The sequence below is a fragment of the Streptomyces mangrovisoli genome, assembly GCF_000974985.2.
Classification (GTDB): Bacteria; Actinomycetota; Actinomycetes; order Streptomycetales; family Streptomycetaceae; genus Streptomyces; species Streptomyces mangrovisoli.
The window spans coordinates 1-15,163 of sequence record NZ_LAVA02000003.1 but is presented as its reverse complement, the minus strand read 5'-3'; the positions used below and the strand labels follow the sequence as shown (position 1 = coordinate 15,163).

General features: G+C 68.6%; 15 protein-coding genes and 1 tRNA gene. 7 read left to right on the top strand and 9 right to left on the bottom strand.

From position 1 onward, the window contains the following. The first annotated feature begins 20 nt into the window (after nt 1–20). The 3 genes from WN71_RS01110 (at nt 21) to pknB (ending at nt 5,089) form a co-directional block, all read left to right on the top strand. Nucleotides 21–1,457: an FtsW/RodA/SpoVE family cell cycle protein gene (locus WN71_RS01110; protein ID WP_046583648.1), complete on the top strand. Its 1,437-nt coding sequence runs from the start codon at nt 21–23 to the stop codon at nt 1,455–1,457. Then, nucleotides 1,454–2,941 (top strand): peptidoglycan D,D-transpeptidase FtsI family protein, encoded by a 1,488-nt coding sequence (locus tag WN71_RS01105; protein WP_046583649.1) that lies wholly within the window; start codon nt 1,454–1,456, stop codon nt 2,939–2,941. Before WN71_RS01110 ends, WN71_RS01105 begins: the two co-directional genes overlap by 4 nt. A gap of 171 nt (nt 2,942–3,112) precedes the next feature. After that, nucleotides 3,113–5,089 (top strand): Stk1 family PASTA domain-containing Ser/Thr kinase, encoded by a 1,977-nt coding sequence (gene pknB, locus WN71_RS01100; RefSeq protein ID WP_046583650.1) that lies wholly within the window; start codon nt 3,113–3,115, stop codon nt 5,087–5,089. Between the two features lie 129 nt (nt 5,090–5,218). On the opposite strand, the gene WN71_RS01095 is transcribed toward pknB, so the two are convergent. The 6 genes from WN71_RS01095 to WN71_RS01075 are packed head-to-tail and all read right to left on the bottom strand — an operon-like array spanning nt 5,219 to nt 9,428. Continuing rightward, nucleotides 5,219–5,983: a class E sortase gene (locus WN71_RS01095; protein ID WP_046583651.1), complete on the bottom strand. Its 765-nt coding sequence runs from the start codon at nt 5,981–5,983 to the stop codon at nt 5,219–5,221. A gap of 12 nt (nt 5,984–5,995) precedes the next feature. Next, nucleotides 5,996–7,063, bottom strand: a complete 1,068-nt coding sequence (locus WN71_RS01090; protein WP_046583652.1) for a class E sortase — start codon at nt 7,061–7,063, stop codon at nt 5,996–5,998. Further along, nucleotides 7,060–7,698, bottom strand: coding sequence for an aminodeoxychorismate/anthranilate synthase component II (locus tag WN71_RS01085; RefSeq protein WP_046583653.1), 639 nt, complete (start codon nt 7,696–7,698; stop codon nt 7,060–7,062). The genes WN71_RS01090 and WN71_RS01085 overlap by 4 nt, the downstream gene beginning before the upstream one ends. Continuing rightward, nucleotides 7,695–7,892: a hypothetical protein gene (locus WN71_RS40640; protein WP_167382886.1), complete on the bottom strand. Its 198-nt coding sequence runs from the start codon at nt 7,890–7,892 to the stop codon at nt 7,695–7,697. The genes WN71_RS01085 and WN71_RS40640 overlap by 4 nt, the downstream gene beginning before the upstream one ends. A 17-nt stretch (nt 7,893–7,909) precedes the next feature. Further along, a complete protein-coding gene (locus tag WN71_RS01080; RefSeq protein ID WP_046583655.1) occupies nt 7,910–8,626 on the bottom strand; it encodes a class E sortase in 717 nt (238 codons plus the stop codon). Between the two features lie 22 nt (nt 8,627–8,648). Further along, nucleotides 8,649–9,428 (bottom strand): DUF881 domain-containing protein, encoded by a 780-nt coding sequence (locus WN71_RS01075; protein ID WP_046583656.1) that lies wholly within the window; start codon nt 9,426–9,428, stop codon nt 8,649–8,651. Nucleotides 9,429–9,569: 141 nt separating this feature from the next. On the opposite strand from WN71_RS01075, the gene crgA reads away from it, so the two are divergent. Further along, nucleotides 9,570–9,824 carry a cell division protein CrgA gene (gene crgA / locus WN71_RS01070; RefSeq protein ID WP_046583657.1) on the top strand — a complete coding sequence of 85 codons (255 nt, stop codon included), beginning with the start codon at nt 9,570–9,572 and terminating at the stop codon, nt 9,822–9,824. Nucleotides 9,825–10,127: 303 nt separating this feature from the next. Here crgA and WN71_RS01065 read toward each other — a convergent pair whose 3' ends face one another. Together WN71_RS01065 and WN71_RS01060 are read right to left on the bottom strand one after the other, a co-directional pair. Beyond that, on the bottom strand, nt 10,128–11,039 hold the full coding sequence (locus WN71_RS01065) for a rhomboid family intramembrane serine protease (RefSeq protein ID WP_046583658.1): 912 nt from the start codon (nt 11,037–11,039) through the stop codon (nt 10,128–10,130). Between the two features lie 115 nt (nt 11,040–11,154). Further along, nucleotides 11,155–11,682 carry a peptidylprolyl isomerase gene (locus tag WN71_RS01060; RefSeq protein WP_046583659.1) on the bottom strand — a complete coding sequence of 176 codons (528 nt, stop codon included), beginning with the start codon at nt 11,680–11,682 and terminating at the stop codon, nt 11,155–11,157. A gap of 377 nt (nt 11,683–12,059) precedes the next feature. Between WN71_RS01060 and WN71_RS01055 the strand changes: the two genes are divergently transcribed. Then, complete coding sequence (locus WN71_RS01055) at nt 12,060–12,755, top strand: DUF5324 family protein (RefSeq protein WP_046583660.1); 696 nt, start codon at nt 12,060–12,062, stop codon at nt 12,753–12,755. Nucleotides 12,756–13,167: 412 nt separating this feature from the next. Here the strand turns inward: WN71_RS01055 and WN71_RS01050 are convergent. After that, nucleotides 13,168–13,240 (bottom strand) — tRNA-Ala (locus WN71_RS01050). Nucleotides 13,241–13,419: 179 nt separating this feature from the next. On the opposite strand from WN71_RS01050, the gene WN71_RS01045 reads away from it, so the two are divergent. Further along, complete coding sequence (locus WN71_RS01045; RefSeq protein WP_046583661.1) at nt 13,420–13,968, top strand: helix-turn-helix domain-containing protein; 549 nt, start codon at nt 13,420–13,422, stop codon at nt 13,966–13,968. Between the two features lie 84 nt (nt 13,969–14,052). Continuing rightward, nucleotides 14,053–15,163 (top strand): serine/threonine-protein kinase (locus WN71_RS01040; protein ID WP_167382887.1); only part of this gene is annotated, 1,111 nt, incomplete at its 3' end.

Sequence of the window (15,163 nt, the reverse complement as noted above, 5' to 3'; positions counted from 1 at the left end):
GTGAGAGGCCCTGTCACACGATGAGCAGTACTACCAACTCGCCGACGCACCACACGTCCACGATCGGCTCGATCGGCACACCGAGCAGACGCAACACCGAGCTCGCCCTGCTGATCTTCGCCGTGGCGATCCCCGTGTTCGCCTACGCCAACGTGGGCCTGGCCATCAACGACCAGGTGCCCTCCGGCCTGCTGGGCTACGGTCTGGGCCTCGGCCTGCTGGCCGGCGTGGCGCACCTCGTGGTGCGCAAGTTCGCGCCGTACGCGGACCCGCTGCTGCTTCCGCTGGCCACGCTGCTCAACGGCCTCGGCCTGGTCGTCATCTGGCGGCTGGACCAGTCCAAGCTGCTCCAGTCCCTCCACGTGTCGGGCGGCAAAGCGACCAACCAGCTGCTGTACACCGCGCTGGGCATCGCGCTGTTCGTGGTCACGCTGGTGTTCCTCAAGGACCACCGCGTCCTGCAGCGCTACACCTACATCTCCATGGCCGCGGCCCTGGTGCTGCTGCTGCTCCCGCTGGTCCCGGGCCTCGGTCTGAACGTCTACGGCGCCAAGATCTGGATCTCGGTCGGCGGCTTCACCATCCAGCCCGGTGAGTTCGCGAAGATCGTGCTGGCGATCTTCTTCGCCGGATACCTGATGGTGAAGCGGGACGCGCTGGCCCTCGCCAGCCGCCGCTTCATGGGCCTGTACCTGCCCCGCGGCCGCGACCTCGGCCCGATCCTGGTGGTCTGGTTCATCTCGATCCTGATCCTGGTCTTCGAGACGGACCTCGGCACCTCGCTGCTGTTCTTCGGAATGTTCGTCATCATGCTGTACGTCGCCACCGAGCGGACCAGCTGGATCGTCTTCGGTCTGCTGATGTCCGCGGTCGGCGCGGTCGGCGTGGCCTCCTTCGAACCGCACGTGCAGCAGCGTGTCCAGGCGTGGCTGGACCCGATGAAGGAGTACAAGCTCAGCCAGCAGGGCGTCGCCGGCCACTCCGAGCAGGCGATGCAGGCGCTGTGGGCGTTCGGCTCCGGCGGCACCCTGGGCACCGGCCTCGGCCAGGGCCACTCGGACCTGATCCGGTTCGCCGCGAACTCCGACTTCATCCTCGCCACCTTCGGCGAGGAGCTGGGCCTCGCGGGCATCATGGCGATCCTGCTGATCTACGGCCTGATCGTGGAGCGCGGTGTGCGCACCGCCCTCGCCGCCCGCGACCCGTTCGGCAAGCTGCTCGCCGTCGGACTGTCCGGCGCCTTCGCGCTCCAGGTCTTCGTCGTCGCCGGCGGTGTGATGGGCCTGATCCCGCTGACCGGTATGACGATGCCGTTCCTGGCCTACGGCGGTTCGTCCGTCATCGCCAACTGGGCGCTCATCGGCATCCTGATCCGGATCAGCGACACCGCGCGCCGCCCCGCGCCCGCCCCCGCCGCCAACCCCGACGCAGAGATGACGCAGGTGGTCCGCCCGTGAACAAGCCCCTCCGACGGATCGCGATCTTCTGCGGCCTGCTGGTCCTCACGCTGCTCCTGCGGGACAACTGGCTCCAGTACGTGAAGGCCGACACCCTCAAGACCGACCCGAAGAACCGCCGCGTCACGATCGCCCGCTACGCCACCCCGCGCGGCGACATCATCGTGGACGGCAACCCGATCACCGGGTCCACCAAGACCACCAGCAAGTCCAGCCTGAACGACCTCGAGTACAAGCGCACCTACAAGAACGGCCCCATGTGGGCGCCGGTCACCGGGTACGCGTCGCAGGCGTTCGGCGCCAACCAGCTGGAGAACCTCGAGGACGGCATCCTCACCGGCAACGACGACCGGCTCTTCTTCCGCAACACCCTGAACATGGTCACGGGCAAGAAGCAGCAGGGCGGCAACGTCGTCACCACGCTGAACGCGGCCGCGCAGAAGGCGGCGTACAACGGCCTGAAGGCGCAGGGCGGCAAGGGCGCGGTGGTCGCGCTCGACCCGTCCACCGGCAAGATCCTCGCCCTCGCCTCGTACCCGTCGTACGACCCCTCGTCCTTCGCCGGCACCTCGGACACCGACGCCAAGGCGTGGAACAAGCTGCAGAAGAAGTACGACCCCAGCGACCCGATGCTGAACCGGGCGCTGCGTGAGACGTACCCGCCGGGCTCCACCTTCAAGGTGGTCACCGCGGCCGCGGCGCTGGAGAACGGGCTGTACACGTCGGCGGACGAGAACACCGACTCGCCGCTGCCGTGGACCATGCCGGGCACCACCACGCAGCTGAAGAACGAGGGCAGCATCCCCTGCAAGAACGCGACCATGCGGATCGCGCTGCGCTACTCCTGCAACACCGTCTTCGGCAAGATCGGCGCCGACCTCGGCAACGACAAGATGCTCGACGAGGCGAAGAAGTTCGGCTTCACGTCCGAGCAGTACACGCCGGTCCGCTCCAGCGCCTCGGTCTTCTCCGACGGCATGAACACCTCGCAGACCGCGCTGTCGTCGATCGGCCAGTACAACACCGCCGCGACGCCGCTCCAGATGGCCATGGTCGCCTCGGCCGTCGCCAACGACGGCAAGCTGATGAAGCCGTACATGATCGACGAGCTGCAGTCCTCCAGCCTGGACCCGGTCTCCAAGACCGAGCCGCAGGAGATGAGCCAGCCGCTGTCGGCGAAGAACGCCCAGATCCTCCAGTCCATGATGGAGACCGTCGTCAAGGACGGCACGGGCAAGAACGCGCAGATGAACGGCGTCACCGTGGGCGGCAAGACCGGTACTGCCCAGCACGGTGTCGAGAACAGCGAGAACCCGTACGCCTGGTTCATCTCCTACGCCAAGCTCCCCGACGGCAGCTCGCCGGTCGCGGTCGCCGTGGTGATCGAGGACGACCAGGCCAATCGTGATGACATCTCCGGCGGCGGCCTCGCGGCCCCGATCGCGAAGAGCGTGATGGAGGCTGTCATCCAGTCGAAGAAGTGACTCCGCTCACGTCCCCCTCACATCGGTGCACGTTGCGATACCGGTCCTGTATCGGGTGACGGGCTTGGCCAGGTCACAGGAAACGAGCCGGGTACGGTAGGCCCGGACGGCAGCCTCCGGTCGCACGCGTCGTGCCGGCCGGGACCGACGGAGAGGGCTGGTAGGTAGCTTATGGAAGAGCCGCGTCGCCTCGGCGGCCGGTACGAGCTGGGCCACGTGCTCGGCCGTGGTGGCATGGCGGAGGTCTACCTCGCGCATGACACACGCCTCGGCCGCACGGTGGCGGTGAAGACGCTGCGCGCCGACATGGCGCGCGACCCTTCCTTCCAGGCCCGGTTCCGCCGGGAGGCCCAGTCGGCCGCCTCGCTCAACCACCCCGCGATCGTCGCGGTCTACGACACGGGTGAGGACTACATCGGTGATGTGTCGATCCCGTACATCGTGATGGAGTACGTGGACGGCTCGACGCTGCGCGAGCTGCTCCACTCCGGTCGCAAGCTCCTGCCGGAGCGGGCGATGGAGATGACCATCGGCATCCTCCAGGGTCTGGAGTACGCCCACCGCAGCGGCATCGTCCACCGGGACATCAAGCCGGCGAACGTCATGCTGACGCGCAACGGCCAGGTCAAGGTCATGGACTTCGGCATCGCCCGCGCCATGGGCGACTCCGGCATGACCATGACCCAGACCGCCGCGGTCATCGGCACGGCCCAGTACCTCTCGCCCGAGCAGGCCAAGGGCGAGCAGGTCGACGCCCGCTCGGACCTGTACTCGACGGGTTGTCTGCTCTACGAGCTGCTGACGGTACGGCCGCCCTTCGTGGGCGACTCCCCGGTGGCCGTGGCGTACCAGCACGTCCGGGAGGACCCGCAGGCGCCGAGCGTCTTCGACCCGGAGATCACCCCGGAGATGGACGCGATCGTCCTGCGGGCGCTGGTCAAGGACCCGGACTACCGCTACCAGTCCGCCGACGAGATGCGCGCCGACATCGAGGCGTGCCTCGACGGACAGCCGGTCGCGGCCACGGCCGCGATGGGTTCCGTCGGCTACGGCGGCTACCCGGACGACCAGCCGACGACGGCGTTGCGCTCCGACGCGGGCGCGACGACCATGCTGCCGCCGATGAACCCCAACGACGGGGGCTACGGCTACGACGACCGGCCGGACCGGCGCCGCCAGAAGAAGAACAACACCTCGACGATCCTGCTGGTCGTCGCGGGCGTTCTGGTGCTGGTCGGCGCGATCCTGATCGGCAAGTGGGCGTTCAGCGGCAACGGCGGCGCCGGCAACGACACCGTGGCCACGCCGAACTTCGTCGGGGTCACGCAGGACAACGCCAGAAAGATGGCCGACAACGTCGACCTCAAGCTGGCGTTCACCAAGAAGACCTGCGACAGCCAGCCCAAGGGGAGCGTCTGCTCGCAGAACCCCGCCTCGGGCAAGGAGATCGACAAGGGCTCGACGGTCAACCTGGTGGTGTCGACCGGGGCGCCGAAGGTGGCCGTGCCCAGTGTCCTCGGACAGGACTTCGACGAGGCCAAGGCGACGCTCGAGGGCGACAAGTACAAGTTCAACGTGGTGAAGAAGGAGCAGGTCTCCTCCGAGAAGGCCGGCACGGTCCTGGCGCAGGACCCGGAGCTCGGCGCGGAGGTCCAGAAGGGCTCCAAGATCACCCTCACGGTCGCCAAGGCCGAGGAGAAGTCGACCGTCCCCAACGTCCTCGGCAAGTCCTGTGACGACGCCAAGGCGCAGATGGAGGCCAACAACCTGGTCGGCAACTGCACCGAGGTCGACACCGACGACCAGAACCAGGTCGGCAAGGTCATCTCGACGTCGCCGGACGCCGGGACCCAGGTCGACAAGAACTCGACGGTGACGATCAACGTCGGCAAGGCCAAGCAGCAGGTGCAGGTGCCGAACCTGGTGGGCCAGAAGCTCAAGGACGCCAAGACCCTGCTTCAGCAGGCCGGTCTGTCGCTGGGCAACGTCACGGGCTCCAACGACGACAACGCCACGGTCTTCAGCTCCGACCCGGGCGCGGGCAACACGGTCGCCGCGGGCAGCTCCGTCAACGTGGTGACGGTCGGCGGGAACAACAACGGCGGGAACAACGGCGGTACGAACTTCTTCGGCGGCAACAGCGGCTGATCCCGTACCCCATGGAATGGGAAGGGGCCCCGTCCGGACTTCCGGACGGGGCCCCTTCCCATGACGCGGGAGGACGGCTGAACCACCTGCCCCGGGCGTACGCTCAGCCGCCTGACCCGGGTCCGCGGCTCAGCGCAGTTCCTTCGGCGGGGTCCGCTTGCTGTCGACCTTGTCGACGCGGACCAGTTCGCCCCAGACGACGTAGCGGTAGCGCGAGGTGTAGACGGGCGTGCACGTCGTCAGGGTGATGTAGTGGCCCGGCTTGTTCCTGCCGGACTCCTTGGGCACCTGGGCGAGGACGTTCACGTTGAACTTCGAGGTCTCGTCGAGGATGTCGTAGACCTTGTAGACGTACCACTTGTCCCTGGTCTCGAAGACGATCGCGTCGCCCTTGGCGACCTTGTCGATGTTGTGGAACTTCGCGCCGTGGCCGTCCCGGTGGGCGGCGAGCGTGAAGTTGCCGTCCTTGCCGGTCGTGGGCAGCGCGGCCTTGATCGGGTCGGTGTAGTAGCCGGCCACACCGTCGTTGAGGACGTCGGTCGAGGTGCCCTTGCGGACCAGGACCTCGCCGTTCTTCATCGACGGCACGTGCAGGAAGCCGATGCCGTCCTTGGTGTCGAGCGCGCCCGGACCGGTGTCGGGGTCCTGGCTCTGCGCCCAGTGGTCGCGGACCTCGTCGCCCTGCCGGTCCGCCTTGCGGTCGGCCACGACGTTCGTCCACCACAGGGAGTAGACGACGAAGAGACCGAGCACCAGCCCGGAGGTGATCAGGAGTTCACCGAAGAAGCTGACCGCCAGGGCGATCCGCCCCGTGCCACGGCGCCGGCCCCCGTCGGGGGACCCGTCCGAGGCGGTCCACTCTTCGTGCTCCGTGTCGTCGGCGGTCGCTGCCACGTTTCTCTGCCCTTACTCGACGAGCGCATCCGGCTTGCCCTTGCTGCGCGGGCGTTCCTCGACCATCTTGCCCCAGACGATCAACCGGTACTTGCTCGTGAACTCCGGTGTGCACGTGGTGAGGGTGATGTAGCGGCCGGGCTGGGTGAACCCCGAACCCTTGGGGATCGGCGCCAGCACGCTGGTGTTGGAGGGCGAGGTCACCGGCAGCATCGACGTCATCTTGTAGACGTAGTAGGTGTCCTGGGTCTCCACCACGATCGCGTCGCCCGGCTTGAGCTTGTTGATGTAGCGGAACGGTTCACCGTGCGTGTTGCGGTGGGCCGCGAGACCGAAGTTGCCCGTCTTCGCGTCGGGCATCGCGGTGTTGAGGTCACCGGGGCCGTAGTGCCCGACCATGCCCTTGTCGAGCACCTTCGCCTTGCTGGTACCCTCGGCGATCGGCGCCACCACGTCCAGCGCGGGGATGTGCAGGATGGCGAAGCCCTGTCCGGGTTCGAAGGTGCCGGGGGCCCGTTTGCCGCTCTCCCAGTCGTGCTGGAGGTCGCTGGTCTCCTTGCCGGCCTGCGCGTGCGCCCGCACGTTGGTCCACCACAGCTGGTAGCTGACGAACAGCAGCATCACCACGCCGGTGGTGATGAACACCTCGCCGATGACCCGGCTCGCCATGACGGCCGCGCCCGGCTTGCTGGCCCGCGCCCGGCGGCGCGCCTCGACCCGCGACAGCGGCGCCGCGGACGCGTTCCCACCGGTCGCGGACGCGTCTTCACCGGCCGTGGGCGCGGGCGTCTCCGGCCCCGGGCCGCCACGACGCCCGTGACGGCGCTTGGCGGCCTTTCTGCGGGCCGCACGGCCGCCGGGTGTGACTGGAGTGGCAGACGGGTTCCCGGAGCCTCCAGAGGCGGATATGGCGCCTTGGGGGCCGGAGAGCGGATCGAGGATCCGCAGCGCCATCGTCTCGTCGTCGGCCGCCGGCCCCGCGGCCGTACCGCCGTACTGGTCCCCGAACGCGCCGGACCCCTCGTACGGATGCTCCCCGTACGAGGTCCCGGACTCCCGCTCGGGGCGCAGCGCGGTCACGCCGATGCCCTGCCCACCACCGGGGCGAGCCCCGCGGACCGTGCGACCGCGTCCTCGTCCCCACATTCCACCAGCCAGTTGGCCAGCATCCGGTGCCCGTGTTCGGTGAGCACCGACTCCGGATGGAACTGCACGCCCTCGACGGGCAGTTCGCGGTGGCGCAGGCCCATGACGATGCCGTCGTGGGTGCGGGCGGTGACCTCCAACTCCGGCGGTACCGTGGCCGGTTCGGCGGCCAGCGAGTGGTACCGGGTCGCGATGAAGGGGGACGGCAGTCCGGCGAACACGCCCTTGCCCCCGTGCTCGACGGGGGAGGTCTTGCCGTGCAGCAGCTCCGGGGCGCGGCCCACGACACCGCCGTAGGCCACCTGCATCGACTGCATGCCCAGGCAGACACCGAAGACGGGGACGCCGGTGGCGGCGCAGTGGCGCACCATGTCGACGCAGACGCCGGCCTCCTCGGGGGTCCCGGGGCCCGGCGAGAGCAGGACGCCGTCGAAGCCGTCCTGGGCGTGGGCCGTGGACACCTCGTCGTTGCGCAGCACTTCGCACTCGGCGCCGAGCTGGTAGAGGTACTGGACCAGGTTGAAGACGAAGCTGTCGTAGTTGTCGACGACGAGGATGCGCGCGCTCACTGGTTGTCCACCGTCACATCGTTGAAGGGAAGCAGCGGTTCGGCCCACGGGAACACGTACTGGAAGAGGACGTAGACCACGGCCAGCACCAGCAGCAGCGAAATGAGCGCCTTGATCCACACGTTCCCCGGCAGATGCCGCCAGATCCAGCCGTACATGCCGTCCCTTCCCTCGTACCACGGCACCTGACTCACGCCGTACCGGCACCAGACTAACGGCGCAGGGCGCTCGGTTTCCCTGCCTCCACAGGCTGTGTGGAGTCGAGATGCGCCCAGACGATCAGCCGGTGGCTGTGGCCCCATTCGGGATCGCACGTGGTCAGCGTGAGATACCGGCCCGGACGGGTGTACCCGGACTTACGTGGGACAGGGTTGATCACCTCAACGTCGCTGGGGACGGTTTTGTAGGGCCCTTTGTCGATCCGATACGTGAACCAGGTCGTCCCGTCCGTGAGGACGATCGCGTCACCCGGCCGCAGCCTGGGGAAATCCTTGAACGGGTCGCCGTAGGTGCGCCGGTGGCCGGCCACCGCGAAGTTGCCCACCTGACCGAGGCGTGCGGTGCGCGCGTAGTGGGCGAGCCCCTTCTTCAGCACATCGGTGCCGGTGCCCTCGAGGACGGGTTTGTTCCACGTGAAACCGAGCCGGGGGATGTACATGATCGCGAAGGGCTTGCCGTAGTGGTACGCCGCCGGTGCCGCGGGACTCGCCGGGGAGCCGGAGGCACCGGACCCGCCGGAGCCCTTCGACGCGGTGGCCGAGGGGTGCGCGGCCGACTGCGACCACTGCCGGTGCAGCTGGTCGATCTGGTCGTGCATCACGCCGTCCGCCCGCACCCCGGTCCAGAAGAGCACGTAGGCCACGAACAGCACCATGACGGCGCCGACGGTGATGCACAGCTCGCTGACGGTCCTGACGATCACCCGCACCGGCAGCTCCTGTGGGGACGCCCTATTTCGCTGGCTTCGCGTAGTGCAGATCCACTGTGCCCGAGTAGCCGGGAAGAGTCACCGTCCCGTCCTCGGTGACTTTCCAGCCGAGGCCGTAGACGTTGACGTAGACCATGTAGTTCTGGATCGCGGGCGCGTCGGCGAGCGCCTGCTTGAGCGTCTCGGGGTCCCCCACCGCGGTGATCTTGTACGGCGGCGAGTAGACGCGGCCCTGGAGGATCAGGGTGTTCCCGACGCAGCGCACGGCGCTGGTGGAGATGAGCCGCTGGTCCATGACCTTGATGCCCTTGGCGCCGCCCTTCCACAGGGCGTTCACCACGGCCTGGAGGTCCTGCTGGTGGATGACGAGGTAGTCCGGCTGCGGGTCCGGGTACCCGGGGAGCTTCGCGGTGGCGTTCGGCGGGGCGTCGTTGAGCGTGACCGTGACGGCCTCGCCCTTGAGCTTCTCCGTGCCGGCCTCCTTCTCCAGACCGGCGAGCTTGTCGTCATCACTTTTGGTGCTGCCGTCGTCGCTCTCCGCGAACGACTCGACGTCACCGCGCAGCGCCGCGTTGGACTCGTCGAGGCCCTTGTTCTTGCGGCTGCGCTCCTGGATGAGGTCGGAGAGCTTCAGCAGGGAGGAGTCCGTGCGGATATCGGTGCCCTTGGCCGTATTGAAACTCGTGAAGAAGATGAGGCCTGCGAGCGCGAAGACACCCACGGTGAGCACCCGCACCGGCCGGAAGCGTCGGGTGCGGTCAGGGGTGGATTCCACCCGGGGAGAGTCGGCAGAATTGCTCAACGTACCCTTATCTCCTTCGGCGCCACGGAAGCACTACGCTAACGGACGCCCGGGGGAGCACTCAGTGTCCCCTTGTACGCTGCCCCGGAGCCAGTCAAGTTCCCTGCGCGGCCACGCAGCGCATCGACAGGAGAGACCCTCGTGCCGAAGTCACGTATCCGCAAGAAGGCCGACTACACGCCGCCGCCGACCAAGCAGGCCGCGCAGATCAAGCTGACCAATCGCAGCTGGGTCGCGCCGGTGATGCTGGCCATGTTCGTCATCGGTCTGGCATGGATCGTCGTCTTCTATGTGACGGACGGATCCCTGCCGATCGACGCTCTGGACAACTGGAACATCGTGGTCGGATTCGGATTCATCGCGGCGGGATTCGGCGTCTCCACCCAGTGGAAGTGACGGCCGCCCCACGGTGAATCCAGCTCTGCCCAGGGCTATCCACCGAGTTATCCACAGCCGTTTTCCACAGTGGGGAAAAAGAACGACGATCTGTGGATAACTCACCGGACGTTGACGCCGGTACGACGGAACTACCGGCAACCGAAAACCTGTTCGCCCCCTGCCTGACCTGCACAAACACAGGTCAGTGACAGGGGGCACAGCTGTTCCCGCACACCGTGCACAAGATCCGCGACAGACTGTGGACAACGATCCGGTATCGGTGTGGACGCCGGGCCCCGCCGAGGGCGGGGCCCACAGCGATCAGGTGAGCTGGCCGTTCCTCACCAGAGTCATGACGACGACCGCCACCAGGACCAGCGCGCAGGTGCCGTACTGGATGAGGTTCCGGTTCTTTCGGGGGGCGTGGACCATGGCGTAGCCGCAAGCGACCCCGGCGATCAGGCCGCCGACATGCGCCTGCCAGGCGATGCCACTCGCGCGGAAGGTGAAGATCAGGTTGATGACCAGCAGGGCGAGGACGGGTCGCAGGTCGTAGTTAAGCCGCCGCATCAGCACCGCAGTCGCGCCGAAGAGCCCGTAGATCGCTCCCGAGGCGCCGAGCGAGGGCTGATTCGGCGCGGCGAGCAGGTAACTGAGGGCGCTGCCGGCCAGGCCGGACACCATGTAGAGCGTGAGGTAGCGGGTCCGTCCGAGGGCCGCCTCCAGCGGGCCGCCGATCCACCACAGGCTGAGCATGTTGAACAGGATGTGGATGACGCTCGCGTGCAGGAACATCGCGGTCAGCAGCCGGTAGTCCTGGCCCTGCGCGATGCCCTGCACCGAGCCGAGCGTCGGGTCGTAGGCCTGGCCGATCAGGTCGAGCCGGTCGGTGAAGTGGTCGCCCACGGCCTGCTGGACCAGGAAGAGGGCCAGATTGAGGCCGATCAGGATCTTGGTCACCAGGCGGGGGTCGGCGGCGACGGTACCGCCCGCGATCGTCCGGGGCCGGGCCGCGGTCGGCGACGTGCCGGTGCCGGACCCGCCGCGGACACAGTCCGGGCACTGGAACCCGACCGACGCGCTGACCATGCACTCCGGGCAGATCGGGCGCTCGCAGCGGGTGCAGCGGATGCCGGTCTCACGGTCCGGATGGCGGTAGCAGACGGGCGTGCTCCGGGCGTCCGCCGAGCCCTGGCCCTCCGGGCCCTGCGGATTACCGGGCGCCTGGTCCATGAGTTCCCCTAAGTCGTCGTGCCGAATGAAACGCCCCGCCCATCCTTACGGACGAGCAGGGCGTTTGGTTCCCCGTGGGAGGCTCCTGGATCTCTCGGACCCGGGCCGGCGCGGGTCAGCGCTTCTCGACGACCACGGACTCGATGACGACGTCGTCGACCGGTCGGTTGTTGGCACGGGTGGTCGCCACGTTGGAGATGGCGTCGACGACCTTCTGCCCGGCCGGATCGACGACCTCGCCGAAGATGGTGTGCTTGCGGTTCAGCCACGCGGTCGGCGCGACGGTGATGAAGAACTGGGAGCCGTTGGTGCCCGGGCCCGCATTGGCCATGGCGAGCAGATAGGGCCGGTCGAAGCGCAGATCGGGGTGGAACTCGTCGGCGAACTCGTAGCCGGGGCCCCCGATGCCGTTGCCCAGCGGGTCACCGCCCTGGATCATGAAGCCGCTCATCACGCGGTGGAAGACCGTGCCGTCGTAGAGGCGGTCGGTGGTGGTCGCGCCGGTGGCCGGGTGCTTCCACTCGCGCTCGCCCTGGGCGAGCTCCACGAAGTTCTTGACCGTCTTGGGCGCATGGTCGGGGAAGAGCCGCAGCTCGATGTCGCCATGGTTCGTCTTCAAGGTGGCGTAAAGCCGCTCGGCCACGATCTGCCTTCCTTTGTCTTCCTCTGCCCCCGTGTCCTTCGATCCTTGCACGCTACGCCACACCCGGCGGTCGGCCCTGGCATCCGGGCGTAATTCCTGGGCACTGCGTGCGAAAACCGGTCGCGTCGCCCTAGGACGGGAGCGTGTGGCGACGATCCGTGGCATTGTCGACGAGAAGGTCTTGTTGCCCCGTATTCACCCGCTATTGGATTCGAACGGCCGTTGATCAGTCCCTGACCCCTGTCCCCCGGGCCGGCAGCCACCCGCACCTGCCCACCCGGATGCCCGCCCTCACATGCCTGGGAGCGTCCCGACAGGCATGATCCGTAAAAGGGCGGAAAGTCGAAATACCGTACGCCACCGAGGAGGAGGAACCCGTGACCCGCATGGACAGCGTGCGCGCCGCGACCGGTTCGGCGAAGGACAGCGTGCTGCACGCCGCGGAAGTGGTGGCGCCCTACGCCGATACGGCCAAGGACCGGGCCGCGCACTACGCGAACGAGGCCCGCGTACGGCTCGCACCCAAAGTGTCACTCGCGGCCGAGCAGGCCCGCACCCAGTACGACGCCTATGTGGCGCCGCGCGTGGAGCAGGCCCTCGCCCATGTGCCGCCGAAGGTCGACCAGGCCGCGCAGGAGGCCGTCGAGCGCACCCGCAAGGCCGCTCGCCAGGCCGCCGACTATTCACGCCCGAAGATCGAGCAGGCCGTCGCCGCGGCCGGGCCCGTGTACGACGAGGCCAGCGCGAGGACGGTCGCCGCGGTCGCGGCGCTGCGCGGCCAGGTGACCCCCGAGGAGATCGAGAAGCTGCTGCGCAAGCACCGGCGCCGGGCCCGGGCAGGCAAGGTCGCCAAGGTGCTGGCCTGCGTCGGCCTGCTCGCCGGCGGTGCCTTCGCCGCCTGGAAGTGGTGGGACAAGCAGGCCAACCCGGACTGGCTGGTCGAACCGCCCGCCGCGACGGAGGTGCCCGAGGCCGGCCGGCTGAGCTCGGTCGACGGCAGCGGCTCCGTGCTCGACCCGGAGGTACAGGCCAAGGAGGCCGAGGAGGCCGCCAAGCGCGACGACCAGCGATGAGCTGACGCCGATCGCGTCCGACAGCGCCGCGGGGCCCAGGACTTGACGTCCTGGGCCCCGCGGCGCTGTTTCACGTGGAACACCGGCAGCGGGCGCCGTTGGGCACGGCCCGCCGTTCGCAATGACGTTTGCAACGAATCCGGCCACGCGGACCGACCCCCACACCCCTGACGGAGTGCAGTGTTCCGGTTACTGCGTCGCTTTCAGGCCAGTTCACACACGGGTCGCCATCGGGGCATACCGCCCCCGGGCCCGCCACGCCGGCCGCCCGGTCGGCACGCGCCCACCACGTGTCACTTCGTTTGCGCAAAGAACCGCAACGGATTGCCCGCCCGACCGGGTGACGTACGTCACCGCGCAGGGCATGGAAAAACCGGTCAGCCGCCGCTGGGCACCTGACCGGTCCGGGATGTGGAGCCTAGGGGAGTCGAACCCCTGACATCTGCCATGCAAAGACAGCGCTCTACCAACTGAGCTAAGGCCCCGTGGAGAAGCGTCCGACGCGAACCGGGACGGTTCGTCGGGCGCCGCAGTCCAGAGTACCGGGTCACCCCCCGGATCTCGCAAAAAGTTGGGGCTCCCGGTGACCGACCACTCTCCGTAAGATGCTCGTCGTGGTTCGCTACAGCGAACCGCGGTTTTGGGGAAGCGATGGGGAGACGCAATGGACGCCGCACAACAGGAAGCGACCGCTAGAGCGCGGGAGCTTCAGCGGAACTGGTACGGAGAGCCGTTGGGGGCGCTCTTCCGTAAGCTCATAGACGATCTCGGTCTCAACCAGGCTCGTCTCGCGGGGGTCCTCGGACTCTCCGCACCGATGCTGTCGCAGCTGATGAGCGGCCAGCGGGCGAAGATCGGCAATCCCGCGGTGGTCCAGCGGGTGCAGCTGCTCCAGGACCTGGCGGGGCAGGTCTCGGACGGCAGCATCAGCGCGGCCGAGGCGACGGAGCGCATGGACGAGATCAAGAAGTCCCAGGGGGGCTCGGTGCTGAGCAACGCCACGCAGACGACGAACAGTTCGGGGGCGCCGACGGTCAAGCGGGTGGTCCGCGAGATCCAGTCGCTGCTGCGTTCGGTGGCGGCCGCCGGAGACATCATCGACGCGGCGGACACCCTCGCCCCGACCCATCCGGAACTGGCAGAGTTCCTCCGGGTCTACGGCGCCGGCCGCACCTCGGACGCGGTCACGCACTACCAGTCCCACCAGAACTGAGGCGTACGGTCCGGCCGTCGGGGGGTCGACGGCCGGACCGGTCGCACGGTGTCCGGGGGGACAGGGGAGGAGCGACGCACGGGCATGGGTGAGGTATTCGCCGGCCGGTACGAACTGGTCGACCCGATCGGACGCGGCGGCGTCGGCGCCGTATGGCGCGTCTGGGACCACCGGCGGCGCCGCTATGTGGCGGCCAAGGTGCTCCAGCAGCGCGACGCCCACACCCTGCTGCGCTTCGTGCGCGAACAGGCGCTGCGGATCGACCATCCCCATGTCCTCGCGCCCGCCAGCTGGGCCGCCGACGACGACCAGGTCCTTTTCACGATGGATCTGGTGGCGGGCGGATCGCTGGTCCATCTCGTGGGGGACTACGGCCCCCTGCCGCCCTCCTTCGTCTGCGTCCTGCTCGACCAGCTGCTGTCGGGGCTGGCCGCGGTGCACGCCGAGGGCGTGGTGCACCGCGACATCAAACCCGCCAACCTGCTGCTGGAGGCCACCGGATGCGGCCGCCCGCGGCTCAGGGTCTCCGACTTCGGCATCGCCATGCGGTTCGGCGAACCGCGCCTGACGGAGGCCAACCTCGTGGTGGGCACGCCCGGTTACCTCGCCCCCGAACAACTACTGGGCTCCGAACCGGACTTCCCCGCCGACCTGTTCGCGGCGGGACTGGTCGCGCTCTACCTCCTGGAGGGCGCGAGACCCGACGCCAAGGCGCTCGTGCAGCACTTCGCCGAACACGGCACCCCGGGCCCGCCCAAGGGCATCCCCGCCCCGCTGTGGGAGGTCGTGGCCACGCTCCTGCAACCGGATCCGGACGCCCGTTTCCGTACGGCCACGGGCGCGCGCAAGGCCCTGGCCGCGGCCCGGGAACTGCTGCCGGAACCGGGCCCGGACGACGAGCGGATCGAGATCTTCGACCAACTGGGCCCGCTGCCCCAGGGGTTCGGGGAGAACGGACCGAGCCGCACAGCGAACGAAGCGGCGGACGCGACGAGACCCGGCCGGCCCGGCCCGCCGCCCGAAGCCCGTCCGCTCGAAGCCGGTCCGCTCGAAGCCCGTCCACTCGAACCCGGTCCGCCCACAGCCGCTCCGTCCGCCACCGGGGAGCCCGCGGCCCCGACCGCCGCGCCGCCCGTTCCGCCGCCCCCCGCGCGTCCCCCCACCGGCGCCGCCGCCCCCTCGGCCGCCTCCGCCC